Genomic DNA, 15,099 nt, shown 5'->3' on the forward strand with positions numbered 1-15,099 from the left:
GTTTCATCACCCGGGACGCAGCAGCGTGCCCCGGCGCACCACCAACGCCCCAGACGGCAGGTGCACCGGCCCCTGCCCGTGCCAGCCGGTGACGAGCGCGTCCAGCGCGGCGACGTGCCGGTGGGCCAGGGCGGCGCCGCTGGCCCCCAGTTCACGGGACCAGGCGTGCAGGACCCGGGTGCGGACCGCCTCGGGCAGCGCCGCCAGCGCGGGTACCGAAAGGCCGTCGCCCGACCGGGCACCGGCCAGCGCCTGCCCGGCGAGCGCGTCGAGGGCGGCCGTGTCGGCGGCCAGCAGCCGGGCGGTGCGGGCGAGATTGTCCACCACGGCCGGGCCGAGCGCCGCCACCAGGGCCGGCAACGCCGCCGACCGGACCCGGGAGCGGGCGTACGCGGGGTCGGTGTTGTGGGGGTCGGACCAGGGCTTGAGGCCGAGTGCGGCACAGGCGGCGACGGTCTCGTCGCGGCCGACGTCGAGCAGCGGGCGCAGCAGGGTGACCCCGTCGACCGTCCGGCTCGGCGGCATGCCGGCCAGCCCGCGCGGGCCGGCGCCCCGGGCCAGCGCCAGGAGCACCGTCTCCGCCTGGTCGTCCCGGGTGTGGCCGAGTAGGACGGCTACCGCCTCCAGCCGCCGGGCCGCCTCCCCCAACGCCGCGTACCGGGCCTCGCGAGCGGCCGCCTCCGGCCCCGTGCCCCGGCCGGTGGCGTCGACCGTGGCGATCTCCACGGGCTCCAGGCCGTTCGCGAAGCCCCAGTCGGCGACGCCCTTGGCCCGCTCGGCCGAGCCGGCCTGCAACTGGTGGTCGACGGTCACCAGCCCGGCACGCAGCCCGAGGCGGGGGGCCACGAACGCGGTCGCGGCGGCGAGGGCCAGCGAATCCGGGCCGCCGGAGCACGCGACGAGCACCGGGCCGCCGGCCTGCGCCAGCGGCGCCAGGGCGTGCCGGACGGCGCCACGGACCGCGGCGACCGGCGGCGCGAGGGCGGCCATCGCGGCGGGGTCAGCCGGCCGCCGGCGGGACCGGGCCGTGTACCCGGGCCACCCAGGCGTCCGGGTCGCCCAGTTCCGCCAGGCGGGGCAGGGTCAGCGGCGACGAGAAGACCTTGTTGAAGCCGGCCATGCCGACCCGCTCCACCACGCCGTGCACGAACTTGCGCCCCTCGGCGTACTGGCGCATCTTGATCTCGATCCCGAGGATCCTGCGGAGCGCCTTCTCCAGCGGGTTGCCCGCCTCCCGGCGCCGGTTGAACCGGGCGCGGATCTCCTCGACCGAGGGGATGACCTCCGGGCCCACCCCGTCCATGACGAACTCGGCGTGCCCCTCGAGCAGGGTCATCAGCGCGGTGAGCCGGTCCAGGACCGCCTTCTGGGCGGGCGTCTGCACCAGTTCCAGGACCGAGGTGCGGCTCTCCGGGTCGCGGACCGCGTCGGCCAGCGCGCTCACGCCGCGCCGCAACCGGTCCGCCAACTGGTCGCCGCCGATCTGGGAGGCGTCCACGAACGCCTGGACCTCGCCGAGGAAGTGCCCACGCATCCAGGGCACCGCCGTGAACTGCGTCCGGTGGGTCACCTCGTGCAGACAGACCCACAGCCGGAAGTCGCGCGGGTCGGCGCCGAGCTTGCGCTCCACCTCGACGATGTTCGGGGCGACCAGCAGCAACTGCCCCGGCTCGCCGCTGAACACCTCGTACTGGCCGAGCACCCGGCCGGACAGGTACGCCAGCACGGTGCCGGCCTGCACGCCGGTCAGCCGGGAGCCGATCGCGTCGGTGATCGGGCCGGGCTGCCGGTCGCCGGTGATCCGGGTAAGCAGCGGGGCGATCACGTCGCGCAGGCCGGCGACGTTCACCGCCGCCCAGTCGCGCCGGTCCACCACCCGCACCGGCGGATGCTCCATCTGCGCGACCAGCCCCGTGTACGCGGACACGTGGCCGGCCGCCTCGTCGGTGAGCCGGCGCAGGTCGGCCACGACCGCCACCGCCTCGTCGTAACCCACCCTCGGGCCGGATTTGCTGAGCGTGCCCGCGGTCGCGGCGGCCAGGTCCCAGTCGACGAACTGCGCCATCACCCCACCGTACCCGGGCCTGTCCCGCCCGCCCCGGCGAAGGATTCAGTGGCAGCCGCAGCGGGACAGTTCGGCGGCGATCCGGTCCATGGTGATCGGGGCGAGCCAGCCGTTGGGTACCTTGTCGGCCAGCATCGAGAAGGACAGCAGCCGGCCGTCCGCGTCCACCACCACGCCGGCGATCGCGTTCACCTTGGTCAGGGTGCCGGTCTTCGCCCGGACCAGGCCGGCGCCCGCCTTGCCGGAGTCCGCACCGCGGTACCGGTTGGCCAGCGTGCCCGACCAGGCCGCCACCGGCAGCCCGCTGAAGATCGGCTGGAGCTTCGGCTGGGACCCGTTCGCCGCGACCGCCAGCAGCTTGGCCAGACCCTCGGCGGTGAAGTGGTTGCTGCGGGACAGCCCGCTGCCGTCCGCGGCCGACAGCTCGCCGGCCGGCAGGCCCAGCCCGGCGAGCGTGTCGCGGATCGCGGCCGAGGCGCCGTCGTACGAGGCGGGCTGGCCGCGCGCGATCGCCACCTGCCGGGCGAGCGCCTCGGCGATCACGTTGTCGCTCATCGAGAGCATCCACTCCACCAGGCGCAGCATCGGCGGGGACTCCACCCGCCCCAGTTCCGTGCCGGGCGCCGGGGGCCGGCCGGCCCCGTCGGGCGGTACCGGCGCGTTCTCGGGTGAGCCGTTGGCCGAGGGGGCCACCCCGCCGCTCGCCCCGGACGCGGCGCCGGCGGGGGCCGCCGCCTCGGCCGGCGCGGTGCCGGCGGGCGCCTTGCCCAGCCGCACGGCGGACGGCGCCACCCCGAGCAGCCGCCCGAACGCCTGCCCCGCGGCGAGGTCCGGCTTCGGATACCGGGTGCCGCCGGATCCGCTGCGCGGGTCCGTCCGGGCGCCGTCCGTGGCCAGCGCGACGGTGGCGGAGGCGAAGCCGCCGCCCGGGGTGTCCGAGTCCCAGCCGGGGCCGTAGACCGGGCCGGTGAACAGGGTGGAGTCGACCACCACGGACGTGGGGTGCGCACCGCCGAGGGCCTTGGTGACCTGGTCGGCAAGCTGGTCGAGGCGGGCGGCACCGGGGTACGCCTGTTCCCGGCCGGCGGAGAGGGTGGGATCACCGCCGCCGATCAGCACCACCTCGCCGGCGCGGTCGCCGGCGACGGCGCGGGTGGGCAGCCGCCGGGACGGGTCCACCGAGGCGAGCACGGCCGCCGCGGTGGCCAGCTTGGTGGTCGACGCGGGGGTGACCGGGACGTTCGCGTTGTTGCCGTAGAGGGTCTGCCCGGTAGCCACATCCATGACGGAGATGCCGAAGTGGCTGCCGAGGCCACCCTTGATCTGCGGGTCCACCGCCCTGGCGACGCCGGCGGGGGTGGGCATCGGCGCGTCCGCGCTGGCCGGCGGGAGCACCTCGCCCGGCGGTGGGTCGCCGGTCAGCCCGGCGGCCTCACTCGCCGCCGGCACCGGGTTCGACCCGAACAGCCGGCGCACGGGTTCGGGACGGATGAGCGCCACCGCGCCGGCTGCCACCGCCAGCACGAGCACCAGCACGCCGAGGACCAGCAGCCCCGGCCGCCGCTTGCGCGGCGCGACCTGGGGCGGCGGTGGGCCCGGTACCCGGGAGGCGCGTGGGGCCGAGGGCGGCTCGGGCGGCCGGGGGCGCTGGGCGGCGTTCGGTGGCACCTGCGCCCGGCCGAACGGGGGCGGCGAGCCCTGCGGCCGGTTACCGGGCTCACCCCTAGGAGGTGACCCGCCGGGCGCCGGCCCGCCCGGGGCGTCGTCCCGCCGGGTCATCCGCGGGTAGCCCCGGGACTGGCCCTCGAAGCCCCCGGATGGGCCGTTCTGCCTGGATTCATGGGGTGGCCCTACGCCCGACCCGGAATCCGGCGCGCCCTCGTCACCCGGACCGTAGTGTGAATATTCCCTCCCCACCCGGCCCCTCCTATCCCGTCGTCAAACGGCCTACGCGACACTAGTTGCCGCCGGTCAGCCTGGGCGAGCCAAGGGAGCGCGAGAATGGACTTCGACGTCACGGTCGAGATCCCGAAGGGTCACCGTAACAAGTACGAGGTCGACCATGTGACCGGCCGGATCCGGCTCGACCGGACCCTCTTCACGGCTACCCAGTACCCGGCCGACTATGGGTTCATCGAGGGAACACTCGGCGAGGACGGCGACCCGTTGGACGCGCTCGTGCTCATCCAGGAGCCGACCTTCCCCGGCTGCCTGATCCGTTGCCGGGCGATCGGCATGTACCGGATGACCGACGAGAAGGGCGGCGACGACAAGGTCCTCTGCGTGCCCTTCGAGGACCCGCGCCAGGAGCACCTGCGGGACATCCACCACGTCCCGGAGTTCGACCGGCTGGAGATCCAGCACTTCTTCACGGTCTACAAGGACCTGGAGCCGGGCAAGTCGGTCGAGGGCGCGACCTGGGCGGGCCGGGTGGAAGCCGAGGCGGAGATCCGGGCCTCGATCCGCCGGCACGAGGCGACCCACGAGCACGCGCCCGAGGACTGATCACGCGGTGAGGTCGCGGATGCCGGCGTAGACGCCGAGCACCGCGCAGGCCACCGGGACCACCGAGACCACGATCGCCACCTCCAGCAGGTCCGCGGCGCGCCCCAGGTAGGGCGAGGGCGGCCGACGGGACCAGGCGCCGCCGGCGGCCACCACCGCCAGGGCCAGCCCGACACCGACGGCGGCGAGGGCCAGCAGCCGGGGTCGGTCCGCGGCCAGCACCAGGGCGGCGGACAGGGCGGCGAGGACCGCCAGGCCGGCGCCGAGCAGCGGCAGCCGCTGGCGGACCGGCGCGAACAGTCGCGCCCGCAGCAGCACGGCAAGCGCGGCCAGCCCGGCGAGCAGCCGGCCCGCGACCCCGCCGGTCAGGACCAGCACGGCGCCGGCCACCACGGTGAGCGTCGCGTGCCCGACGAACAGGCCGCTGAGCAGGTCGTCGGTGCGCGCCACGGCGGCCGGCAGGCGCGCCGGTTCGGACTCCGGGGCGCCCTCCTCGGCGACCGCCGGTACCGGCAGCCTGCCCAGCCGGACGGCGACCAGCGGGAGCGCGCTCACCCCGCACACCAGGGCGGCGGTCAGCGTCGCCGCGGCGCCGGCCGCACCGACCCGGTACCCGATCAGCGCGGTCACCGTGCCGAGCAGGCCGGCCGTGACCCCGGCGGCGAACACGGCCGGGTACGCGGCCACCCCGGCGGCGCCCAGGGCGGCGGCCAGCAGCAGGGCGGCCGAGCCGGCCAGCGCGGCGGGCACCCCGGCACCGCCCCCGGTGAGCAGGGCTCCCCCGGCGAAGGCGAACGGCATCGCGTACCCGCCGAGGCAGGCGCCCGCGACGGCGTCCCCGTACCCCCGGGCGGCGAGCGCGGCGCAGAGGGTGAGCAGCGCGGCCACGGCAAGGCCGGCGGGCCCGGCGCCGGCCCGGACCACCGCGAGCAGCGCCGCGCCGGCAACCAGCCCGGCCACGACGAGAGCGGCGACCCGGGTGCCGCGCGGACCCCAGACGGCGCCGCGCCGGCGGGCCGCCGCGGCGATGGCCTCGACCACGTCGTCGTACTCCAGTTCCGGCCAGCCCTGCCAGGCCGGTACCAGGTGCAGCACCTCGCCGTCCCGGACGCCCTGCTGGGACAGGCCCAGCTCGGGGGCGAGCGGGGCGCCGTCGGTGCGGCGCAGCAGCCAGCCGCCGTGCCGCTCGCCCTCGTCCGGCAGCCCCGCCCCGGCGTGGCCGAGCAGTTCGGGCAGCAGTTCGGCGAGCGGGACGTGTTCGGGCAGCGCGACATCGACGCGGCGTCGCGGGCCGTGCACGGTGAGCCGAGCGAGCGCGGTCATGACCCCACCTCCGGTATCTGTCCGTGAACGGGGCGTGGCACAGCGCACGCACTCTACCTACGATGGGCCAGATCTGATGACCCGTGCGGGTACGGCCTGGGGAGGTCCGCGATGGGTACGGTGCCGGTCCGGCGCGCTGCGCGCCGCCCCGCGCCCGAGCTGCCGGAGGGCGAGCTGGGCGTCGAGCCGCCTCCGGAGATCCCGGCGATCACGGGCAGCCGGTGGGCGCAGGCGCTGATGGCGCTGCCGATGCTCGGCGGCACGCTCGCGATGGCGCTGATGTTCGGCCAGGGCGGCGGCGCCTACGCGTACGTCGTGGGTGGACTGTTCGGCATCTCCTCGGTGGCGATGCTGGCCACCTCCTGGGGTGCCGGCGGCACACCGAAACGCTCGGAGATGATGGCGGCGCGGCGCGAGTACCTGCGGCACCTGTCCGGGGTGCGCCGCCGGGCCCGCCGGGCCGCCGAACGCCAGCGCACCGGGCTCGCCTACCGGCACCCAGAGCCGGGGCAGCTGTGGTCCACGGTGGCCAGTCACCGGCTCTGGGAGCGGCGCCCGACCGACGGCGACTTCGCCGTCGTCCGGGTCGGCCGGGGTCCGCAGCGGCTCGCCACCCCGCTGGTCGCGCCGGTCACCCGCCCCTGGGAGGATCTCGAGCCGCTCACCGCCGGCGCGCTGCGACGCTTCCTGGACGTGCATTCGGTGGTGCCGGACCTGCCGGTGGCGCTGTCGCTGCGCGGTTTCGCCCGGGTGCACCTGCGCGCCGAGGGCCCCGATGGCGATCCCCGACCGCTGGCCCGCGCGCTGCTCGCCCAGCTCGTGGCGTTCCACGCCCCCACCGACCTGGTCGTCGCGGTCTGCGCCGGCGCCGCGCGCCGGCCGGCCTGGGAATGGGTGAAGTGGCTGCCGCACGCCCAGCACCCCACCCGGGTGGACGCGCTGGGCGGCGTCCGCCTCGTCGCCGGCTCGGCGGCCGAGCTGACCGGCCTGATCGGCGCGCTGATCGCGCAGCGGCCCCGGTTCACGCCGTCCGGCACCGAGGTACCGCACCTGCTGGTGGTCCTGGACGGCGCCGAACCGGGCGCGGCGGGCCGGCTGGGCGCGGACCGCGGCATCGCCGGCATGACCCTGCTCGACCTGGACGGCCCGCCACCCCGGCTCCCCGAACGCTCCACGGTGGTCCTCACCGTCACCGCGGACGGCCGGCTGCACACCGACTCGCTGGACGGCCCGGCCGACGCGGGCGTGCCCGACGCGCTGGGCCCGGCCGCCGCCGAGGCGCTGGCCCGCCGGCTGGCGCCGCTGCGGCTGGCCTCGGCCGCCCCGGCCGACGCGCCGCTCACCGCCGAACTGGACCCGGCCGAACTGCTCGGCGTCGCCGACCCGGAGCGGCTGGAACCGGCGACCGCGTGGGCCGCCCGCCCCGGCCCGCGACCGGCTCCGCGTGCCGATCGGGGTGGGCACCGCCGGTACCCCGGTGGAACTGGACCTGAAGGAGTCCGCCCAGGACGGCATGGGCCCGCACGGGCTGCTCATCGGCGCTACCGGCTCCGGCAAGTCGGAGCTGCTGCGCACGCTCGTGCTCGGGCTGGCCGCGACGCACCCGTCCGAGATGCTGAACTTCGTGCTCATCGACTTCAAGGGCGGCGCCACCTTCGCCACGCTGGACCGGCTGCCGCACACGGCCGCGCTCATCACGAACCTCGCCGACGCCCTGCCGCTGGTCGACCGGATGGTGGACGCGATCAACGGCGAGCTGGTCCGCCGGCAGGAACTGCTGCGCCGGGCCGGCAACTTCGCCGGCATCCGCGACTACGAGCACGCCCGCGCCGGCGGCGCGCCGCTGGCGCCGCTGCCGTCCCTGCTGATCGTCTGCGACGAGTTCTCCGAACTGCTCTCCGCCAAGCCCGACTTCATCGACCTGTTCGTGCAGATCGGCCGGGTCGGGCGCTCGCTCGGGGTGCACCTGCTGCTCGCCTCCCAGCGCCTGGAAGAGGGCCGGCTGCGCGGCCTGGACACCCACCTGTCGTACCGGATCGGGCTGCGCACCTTCTCCGCGCTGGAGTCCCGGGCGGTACTCGGCGTACCGGACGCCTACGAACTGCCCCGCTCGCCCGGGCACGGCTACCTCAAGTACGGGACCGAGCCGCTGGTGCGCTTCAAGGCGGCGTACGTGTCGGGGCGCTTCCGGCGGCGGTCGGGCGCGGCGACCGGGGCAGCGGATGGCGGGCGGCGGGTCTTCGAGTTCGGTACCGACCTCGTACCGGTGGGCCCGGCGCCGGCTACCGGGGATACCGAATCCGCCGCCAGCCTGCTCGACACCGTGGTCGACCGGCTCGCCGGGCACGGCCTGCCGGCGCACCAGGTCTGGTTGCCCCCGCTCGCCGAGGCGCCGGCCCTGGACGAGTTGCTGGGCCCGCCGGCACCGTGGCCGGACCGCGGGCTGACGGTCGCGAACCCGCAGCTGCACGGCGCCCTCCAGGTGCCGGTGGCGCTCGTGGACAAGCCGCTCTACCAGCGGCGGGAGCTGCTCTGGCTGGCTCTGGAGGCGTCCGCCGGGCACGTCGCCGTGGTCGGCGGGCCGCAGAGCGGCAAGTCCAGCCTGATCCGCACGATCATCGCCGGGTTGGCGCTCACCCACACGCCGGCGGAGGTCCAGGCGTACGTGCTGGACTTCGGCGGCGGCTCGCTCGGCGCGCTGCGGGACCTGCCGCACGTCGGCGGCGTCTGCGGCCGGCAGGCGGCCACCGAGGTCCGGCGCACGGTCGGTGAGGTCGCCGCGGTCCTCGCCGACCGGGAGCGCCGCTTCGCCGCCCACGCCGTGGACTCGATCGCCGCGTACCGGGCCGACCGGCCGCCCGAGGAGCGCCACGGTGACGTGTTCCTCGTGGTGGACGGCTGGGCCACGCTACGCGGCGAGTACGAGGATCTGGAGTCCATGGTCACCGACATCGCGACCCGGGGGCTGTCCTACGGCGTCCACGTGATCGCCGCGGCGTCCCGCTGGATGGACTTCCGGCCCGCGTTGCGGGACCTGTTCGGCTCCCGGCTGGAACTGCGCCTCGGCGACCCGTCCGACTCCCAGGTGGGCCGCCGCGCCGCCGGCAACGTCCCCGAACGGACGCCCGGACGCGGCCTGACCACGGACGGGCTGCACTTCCTCGCCGCCCAGCCCCGCCTGTCCGGGTCCCCGAACCTGGTGGCGGAGGTGGCCGCGGCCTGGGCAGGGCCGCCCGCGCCCGCCGTGCGTCTGCTGCCCGAGGTACTCCCCTCCGACAAGCTGGAACCCGGCGAGGGGCTGACCGTGCCGATCGGCATCGCCGAGTCCGACCTCGGCCCGGTCGCCCTCGACTTCGCCGCCGAGCCGCACCTGCTGATCTTCGGGGACGCCGAGTCCGGCAAGTCCTCGCTGCTGCGGGCGCTGGCCGGGGCCATCGCCGCCCAGAACGCCCCCGAGCGGGCGCGGCTGATCGTGGTGGACTTCCGGCGCAGCCTGCTCGGCGCGGTCGAATCCGAGCACCAGATCGGGTACGGGACCAGCGCCGCGCACACCACCGAGCTGATCGAGTCCGCCGCCGGGTACCTGGAGCAGCGCCTGCCCGGCCCGGACGTGACCGCCCGGCAGTTGCGCGAACGCTCCTGGTGGACCGGCCCGGAGCTGTTCGTCCTGGTCGACGACTACGACCTGGTCGCCACCGGGCCGGCCAACCCGCTGCTCCCCCTTCTGGAGTACCTCCCGCAGGCCCGCGACATCGGCCTGCACCTGGTCGTCGCGCGGCGCAGCGGCGGGGCCGCCCGCGCCCTGTACGAGCCGGTCATCCAGCGCCTGCGCGAACTGTCCGCCGCCGGCCTGGTCCTGTCCGGGGACCGGGACGAGGGCGCGCTCGTCGGCTCGGTCCGCCCGGTGCCGCTGCCGCCGGGACGCGGCTGGCTGGTCACCCGCAAGGAGGGCAACCGGCTGATCCAACTCGGTTACCGGCCCGCGCCGTGAGTTGTGCCGGCCCGGACGGGCGGAATGAGTAGTACCGTATTTGCGCACCCGATGACGAGATGAGAACGGTCGTGGCGTGACCTGGCTATCGGATCGGCCACCGGATCTTCGTCGCAGCGCCGCGCGGCTTGCCGTGGCGGCGCTGGTCACTGTGGGCGCCCTGACCGGCCCGGGGTCGCCCGCGCCGGCCACGCCCTCGGCGCCCGCGCCGCCTCCCGGCGGGGTCGGCGCGCTCGCGGGCTCCGGCGGGCTGCGGCTGCGCGCCGACGCGGTGCGGGAGGCGGAGTGGCAGCTCACGCTGCTGCACGCCGGCACCGCCTGGCGGCACTCGACCGGCCTCGGCGTGACCGTCGCCGTCCTCGACTCGGGGGTGGACGGTCGCCACCCCGACCTCGCCGGCCAGGTGCTCCCCGGCGTCGACCTGGTCAGCGGCGGCGTCGACGGCCGGCGCGACCCGGTCGGCCACGGCACGACGGTCGCCTCGCTGATCGCCGGCCGGGACGACGACGACGGCATCGTCGGCCTCGCCCCGGACGCGAAGATCCTTCCGGTCCGGGTACTGGACGCCGACAACCGCTACGACGACGCGATGATCATCGCGCAGGGCGTGCGCTGGGCGGTCGACCACGGCGCCCGGGTGCTCAACCTCTCCCTCGGCGGGCTCGGGCAGAGCGCGGCGCTCGCCGAGGCCATCGACTACGCGTTCGCCAAGGACGTGGTGATCGTCGCCTGTACCGGCAACATCACCAGCGCCGCCGACACCGAGATCTGGTACCCGGCCCGCGAACCCGGCGTCATCGCGGTCACCGGCCTCGACCAGGGGCCCCGCGCGTCCCTGTGGAGCAGCGCGATCACCGGCCCGCAGACCGTCCTCGCCGCCCCCGCGACCGGCCTGACCGGTGCCCGGCCCGGCGGGTACTGGCGGGTACAGGGCACAAGCTTCGCCGCGCCACTGGTCAGCGCGACCGCCGCGCTGGTCCGGGCGCGCTGGCCGCAGATGTCCGCCGGCAACGTCATCAACCGGCTGATCAGCACCGCGCGCGACCTCGGGGCGGTGGGCCGGGACGCCACGTACGGCTACGGGCTGGTCGACCCGGTCGCCGCCCTCACCGAGGTGGTCCCCGCGGTGCAGGGGAACCCGCTGGACACCGAACCGCCGCCCGGGGTGGCCCGCTTCGGCCCGGCGCCCGGCGTCGCCGCCACCGACCCGACCTCGGCGGCCCTGCACGCCGCCGATCCGGCCGCCCCGGTCGAGCACCCGTCCGGCGCCGGCGCCGAGCACCACCTCGCGGCCGAGCAGCGCCACGACACGGGCCGTGGCCTGCTCGGCGTGGCGCTGATCTGCCTCATCGCGGCCGGCGGCTACCTGGCCCTCCGCCGCCCCCTGCGCCCTTAGCTGGCCCGGTTGTTGGTGCGCGGCGGCGGTGCCGCGATGCGCAGCGGCTCGGTGGCGCAGCGCGGCGGTGCCGCGATGCTTTGGTGCGGCGCGACGCGGCGCGGTGCGGTGCGGTGCCACGCGGTGGCGCGACGCGGCGGTGCGGTGGTGCGGCGCGACGCGGCGCGGTCGTGCGGCGCGGCGGCGCGGTGAGCGGGGCGCGGGTGCGGCGCCGGGATCAGGCGCACTTGCCGGTGGCGACCTCGCGGGTACGCTCCCGGCCGGCTGTGGCCACCGGCGCCGCCTCCTGTGCGGTCACCGCGAAGCCGGTGTTCGGGTCGTCCGCGGCCGCCGCGAAGATCACTCCGATCACCGAGCCGCCGGATCCGACCAGCGGGCCGCCCGAGTTGCCGCTGCGGACGAGCGCACGAATGGTGTAGATGTCCCGGGTCACGTTGGTCGAGTCGTAGATATCCGGACCGGTGATGCGGCGCCCGTCCCGGATCCGCGCGCTCTGTGCGTTGAACGGCCCGTCCAGCGGGAAGCCGACCACCACCGCGTCGTCCCCGGTGTCCGCGCGCTGGCTGGTGAACGGCAGGACCGGCGCGTCCAGGCCCGGAACGTGGATGACCGCCAGGTCGCGCTTCGGGTCGTACAGCACGACCCGCCCGCCGTGCCGGTCGCCGTTCAGCTCGACGGAGACGTCCTCCGTGCCCGCGACCACGTGCGCGTTCGTCATGACCCGGCCGGGCGCGTAGACGAAGCCAGACCCCTCGATGCGCCGGGAGCAACTCGGCGCGTTGCCCAGCACCTTCACCACCGACTGCCGCGCCCGGAGGACCAGCGGCGAGTTGGCCAGGCGCGGGTCCGGCGCCTCGACGTTGGGCACCCGGGTCGGGGTCAGGCCGCCGAACACGTCCGGGAAGCCGCGCGTGTCAACCGTGTCCCGCAGCGCCTCGGACAGCGCCCGCGCCTGGGTCGGCATGACCGTGTCGATGCCGCGCAGCAACGCGCTGTCCCGGACCGACCGGGCCACCCACGGCAGCGACGAAGCGCCCAGCGGCACCGCCACCAGCCAGGCGACCAGGACCACGGCGAGCAGGGAGACCAGCGCGCCGCCGATGTCGTCCACCGTCTGCAACGCGCGGCTGTGCATGGCGTGCCGCATCCGGGCACCCAGCCAGCCGGCGAGCGTCTGCCCGAGCACCGCCAGGCCGAAGATCGCGATGAGCGATACCACCACCCGGATCCCCTCGTCGGCGAACTGCCGGGCGACGAGCGGCCCGACCTGGAGGCCGATCAGCGCGCCCGAGAAGAACCCCAGAAAGGACAGCGCACCCACCAGGAAGCCCTGCCGGTAGCCGGTCACCGCGAACAGCAGCATCAGCAGCACGAGGGCCGCATCGACGATGGACACGCGACCTAGGGTACGGGCGCCCGGCGATCACGGCCCGGCACCGGGTCACGGGGTCGGGGGTGGTTCCGCCGGCCCCGGTGGCTCCGCGGCGACCGTCGCGGCAGCCCGGCGGGGCGTCAGGGGGTCGGGGTTGGCTCGGGCTGCGGCGGTAGATCCTCGACCCGGTCGGTCGGCCACGGCCGGCTCCATCCGGCCATGTCAAGCAGTGCGGAGAGCACGCCGGCGGTGAAGCCCCAGACGAGCATCCCCCGCGCCTGGAACGCCGCGCCCACGTAGCCGCTCGGGTGCCGCACCCGCAGCCGGTTCGCCGGGTCGACCAACTCGGCGACCGGCAGCCGGGTCACGTGCGCCACCTCGGCCGGCTCCCGCGGGTGCACCGGGTGCGGCCGGTGCCACCAGGCCAGTACCGGGGTCACCAGGAAGTTGCTCACCGAGATCCACAGCGGCGGCAGGGTGGCCAGCACGGTCACCGAGGTCGGGTCCAGGCCCACCTCCTCGTACGCCTCGCGCAGCGCGGTCGCGACGGCGTCCGCGTCGCCCGGGTCGCGGGCGCCACCGGGGAACGCGGGTTGGCCGGCGTGTGTGCGCAGGGTCGCCGCCCGTTGGAGCATCAGCACGTCCGGTCCAGCCCCGTCCTCCTCGCCGAGCAGCACCAGCACCGCGCTCGGCCGGGCCGCCCGGTCCGGCGCCCGCACCCGGAAGAACTCCTCCGCGCTGGCGCCCCGCACGCGACCCAGCAGGGGCTCCCACCAGGCCGGCAGCTTCGGAGCCGTCACGGCACCACGACCCCGAGGTACTGCTTCGCGTACCGCGCCAGGGTGGGTTCGTCCAACGCCTCGGCGGCGTACACGAAGCGCACCTGGCCGGACCGGTCCACGAACAGCGTCACCGGCAGCGCGGTGCGCGACATCGCGAACAGCAGGCGCTGCTCCCGGTCATACAGGGTGGGGAACGTGATTCCCAGCTCGCGGACGAGATCCTCGGCGACCTCCCGGTCGTCCTTGGTGTCGACCCCCACGACGTGCACCTGACCCGCCGCGCGCCTGGCGTACCGCTCGAAGACCGGAAGCTCCCGGCGGCAGGGCGAGCACCACGACGCCCACAAATTGATCAAGGCCGGCCCGCGCACCGCGCTGACCTGGACCGCCGGCCCACCCGCGAAGCAATTCAACTCGACCGCCGGAAGGGGCCTGGGCGGCTGTGTCGGCCCGCCGCCGGGCGCGTCGGCACCGGCCGTATCCCGCCCGGCGTCGGGCGGTACCGCCGTGAGCCCGTCGCACGCGGCGAACGGCGCGGCCGGTGTCGTGCTCGCCCCGGTGGCCTGGGCCGAAGGACTCCCACCCGCCTCCGCCGTGCAGCCGGCGACCAACGCGACGACCGCCAGCAAGGCGGCCCCTCGCAACCGTTTGCCGACCCGTCGGCCGGGATCCAGGGCGGTGGGATCGCGGCGGAGCAGATTCGGGACGCTAACGCGGCCGGGATCTTGGCGCGAGTAGCGAAGCCGGCGGTGCATGGTTCCGCGGCCTCGATCTCGGCGTGGGGGGAGATCTCCGGCGCCTCCACGGCCGGGGCTTCGGCGTAGGTGGCGAAGGCGGTTCACGGCGTCGCGACCTCGGCGGATGGCGTCTCGGCGCGGGCGGCTACGGCCGGCGAGGGGGCCAGGGCCGGGTCGATGCCGGCGGCCGCGGCCAGTTCACCCGGGCGCGGGCCGCGCAGCAGCTTGGCGGCGGCGGCCGGCTCGGTGGGCCCGGTGCCGTAGGCGGGGCACATCGAGGCCAGCGTGCAGGCGCCGCAGGCCGGCTTGCGGGCGTGGCACACCCGCCGGCCATGGAAGATCACCCGGTGCGACAGCATCGTCCAGTCGCGCTTCTCGATCAGCGCCCCGACCGCGAACTCGATCTTCACGGGGTCGGTCTCCCCGGTCCACCGCCAGCGCTGGACGAGCCGGGAGAAGTGCGTGTCCACGGTGATGCCGGGCACCCCGAACGCGTTGCCAAGGATGACATTGGCCGTCTTACGCCCGATGCCCGGCAGGGTCACGAGATTCTCCAGCCGGCCGGGCACCTGCCCGTCGTACCGCTCGGTGAGCGCCTGCCCGAGCTTGATGAGCGAGTCGGTCTTGTTCCGGAAGAACCCGGTCGGCCGGATCAGCTCCTCCATCTCGGCCCGGTCCGCGCCCGCGTAGTCGGCGGCGGCCGGGTACCGGGCGAACAGTCTCGGTGTGACCTCGTTGACCCGCTGGTCCGTGCACTGCGCGGAGAGGATCGTGGCGACCGCGAGCTCCAGCGGGTTGCCGTGGTTGAGCTCGCAGTGCGCGTCGGGATGCGTCTCGGCCAGGACCCGGGCCATCCGGCGCGCGCGCCGCTTGCGGCCCAGGTCCGTCTCGGCGGCATAGACCGCGGCGGGGGTACGGCTCACGACGA

Annotated in this window: 11 protein-coding genes and 1 pseudogene; 3 read left to right on the top strand and 9 right to left on the bottom strand. The window is 75.9% G+C overall.

Annotated elements, in window-relative coordinates; all coding sequences use genetic code 11:
- Positions 1-6 precede the first annotated feature (6 nt).
- The 3 genes from tilS to dacB are packed head-to-tail and all read right to left on the bottom strand — an operon-like array spanning position 7 to position 3,844.
- Positions 7-990 carry a tRNA lysidine(34) synthetase TilS gene (tilS, locus tag KJS59_RS22680; protein ID WP_213454984.1) on the bottom strand — a complete coding sequence of 328 codons (984 nt, stop codon included), beginning with the start codon at positions 988-990 and terminating at the stop codon, positions 7-9.
- A gap of 10 nt (positions 991-1,000) precedes the next feature.
- Positions 1,001-2,065, bottom strand: coding sequence for a zinc-dependent metalloprotease (locus KJS59_RS22685; protein WP_213454985.1), 1,065 nt, complete (start codon positions 2,063-2,065; stop codon positions 1,001-1,003).
- Positions 2,066-2,110: 45 nt separating this feature from the next.
- Positions 2,111-3,844 (bottom strand): D-alanyl-D-alanine carboxypeptidase/D-alanyl-D-alanine endopeptidase, encoded by a 1,734-nt coding sequence (gene dacB, locus KJS59_RS22690; protein WP_249714731.1) that lies wholly within the window; start codon positions 3,842-3,844, stop codon positions 2,111-2,113.
- Positions 3,845-4,066: 222 nt separating this feature from the next.
- Here dacB and KJS59_RS22695 point away from each other — a divergent pair, with 222 nt between their 5' ends.
- Positions 4,067-4,570, top strand: a complete 504-nt coding sequence (locus KJS59_RS22695; RefSeq protein WP_213454987.1) for an inorganic diphosphatase — start codon at positions 4,067-4,069, stop codon at positions 4,568-4,570.
- Here KJS59_RS22695 and eccD read toward each other — a convergent pair whose 3' ends face one another.
- Positions 4,571-5,893, bottom strand: coding sequence for a type VII secretion integral membrane protein EccD (gene eccD / locus KJS59_RS22700; protein WP_213454988.1), 1,323 nt, complete (start codon positions 5,891-5,893; stop codon positions 4,571-4,573).
- Positions 5,894-6,004: 111 nt separating this feature from the next.
- Between eccD and eccCa the strand changes: the two are divergent.
- Positions 6,005-9,884, top strand: a pseudogene (gene eccCa / locus KJS59_RS22705) (type VII secretion protein EccCa).
- Positions 9,885-9,960: 76 nt separating this feature from the next.
- Complete coding sequence (mycP, locus tag KJS59_RS22710) at positions 9,961-11,280, top strand: type VII secretion-associated serine protease mycosin (protein WP_249714733.1); 1,320 nt, start codon at positions 9,961-9,963, stop codon at positions 11,278-11,280.
- Here mycP and KJS59_RS22715 read toward each other — a convergent pair.
- The 5 genes from KJS59_RS22715 to nth form a co-directional block, all read right to left on the bottom strand.
- Positions 11,277-11,507 carry a hypothetical protein gene (locus KJS59_RS22715; RefSeq protein WP_213454989.1) on the bottom strand — a complete coding sequence of 77 codons (231 nt, stop codon included), beginning with the start codon at positions 11,505-11,507 and terminating at the stop codon, positions 11,277-11,279. The genes mycP and KJS59_RS22715 overlap by 4 nt on opposite strands.
- Positions 11,498-12,676 carry a MarP family serine protease gene (locus tag KJS59_RS22720; RefSeq protein ID WP_213454990.1) on the bottom strand — a complete coding sequence of 393 codons (1,179 nt, stop codon included), beginning with the start codon at positions 12,674-12,676 and terminating at the stop codon, positions 11,498-11,500. The genes KJS59_RS22715 and KJS59_RS22720 overlap by 10 nt, the downstream gene beginning before the upstream one ends.
- 116 nt (positions 12,677-12,792) lie before the next feature.
- Positions 12,793-13,452 carry an NUDIX hydrolase gene (locus tag KJS59_RS22725; protein ID WP_213454991.1) on the bottom strand — a complete coding sequence of 220 codons (660 nt, stop codon included), beginning with the start codon at positions 13,450-13,452 and terminating at the stop codon, positions 12,793-12,795.
- Positions 13,449-14,063 carry a TlpA family protein disulfide reductase gene (locus KJS59_RS22730; RefSeq protein ID WP_213454992.1) on the bottom strand — a complete coding sequence of 205 codons (615 nt, stop codon included), beginning with the start codon at positions 14,061-14,063 and terminating at the stop codon, positions 13,449-13,451. The genes KJS59_RS22725 and KJS59_RS22730 overlap by 4 nt, the downstream gene beginning before the upstream one ends.
- A gap of 209 nt (positions 14,064-14,272) precedes the next feature.
- Positions 14,273-15,025, bottom strand: a complete 753-nt coding sequence (gene nth / locus KJS59_RS22735; RefSeq protein ID WP_213455008.1) for an endonuclease III — start codon at positions 15,023-15,025, stop codon at positions 14,273-14,275.
- Positions 15,026-15,099: the final 74 nt, after the last annotated feature.

This window comes from Rhizomonospora bruguierae, assembly GCF_018397995.1.
Classification (GTDB): Bacteria; Actinomycetota; Actinomycetes; order Mycobacteriales; family Micromonosporaceae; genus Rhizomonospora; species Rhizomonospora bruguierae.

What these genes read in the sequence shown, in the direction of transcription:
- tilS (WP_213454984.1), bottom strand. Translation starts at nt 990, where the DNA reads ATGGCCGCCCTCGCGCCGCCGGTCGCCGCGGTCCGTGGCGCCGTCCGG.
- KJS59_RS22685 (WP_213454985.1), bottom strand. Translation starts at nt 2,065, where the DNA reads ATGGCGCAGTTCGTCGACTGGGACCTGGCCGCCGCGACCGCGGGCACG.
- dacB (WP_249714731.1), bottom strand. Translation starts at nt 3,844, where the DNA reads ATGACCCGGCGGGACGACGCCCCGGGCGGGCCGGCGCCCGGCGGGTCA.
- KJS59_RS22695 (WP_213454987.1), top strand. Translation starts at nt 4,067, where the DNA reads ATGGACTTCGACGTCACGGTCGAGATCCCGAAGGGTCACCGTAACAAG.
- eccD (WP_213454988.1), bottom strand. Translation starts at nt 5,893, where the DNA reads ATGACCGCGCTCGCTCGGCTCACCGTGCACGGCCCGCGACGCCGCGTC.
- nth (WP_213455008.1), bottom strand. Translation starts at nt 15,025, where the DNA reads ATGGCCCGGGTCCTGGCCGAGACGCATCCCGACGCGCACTGCGAGCTC.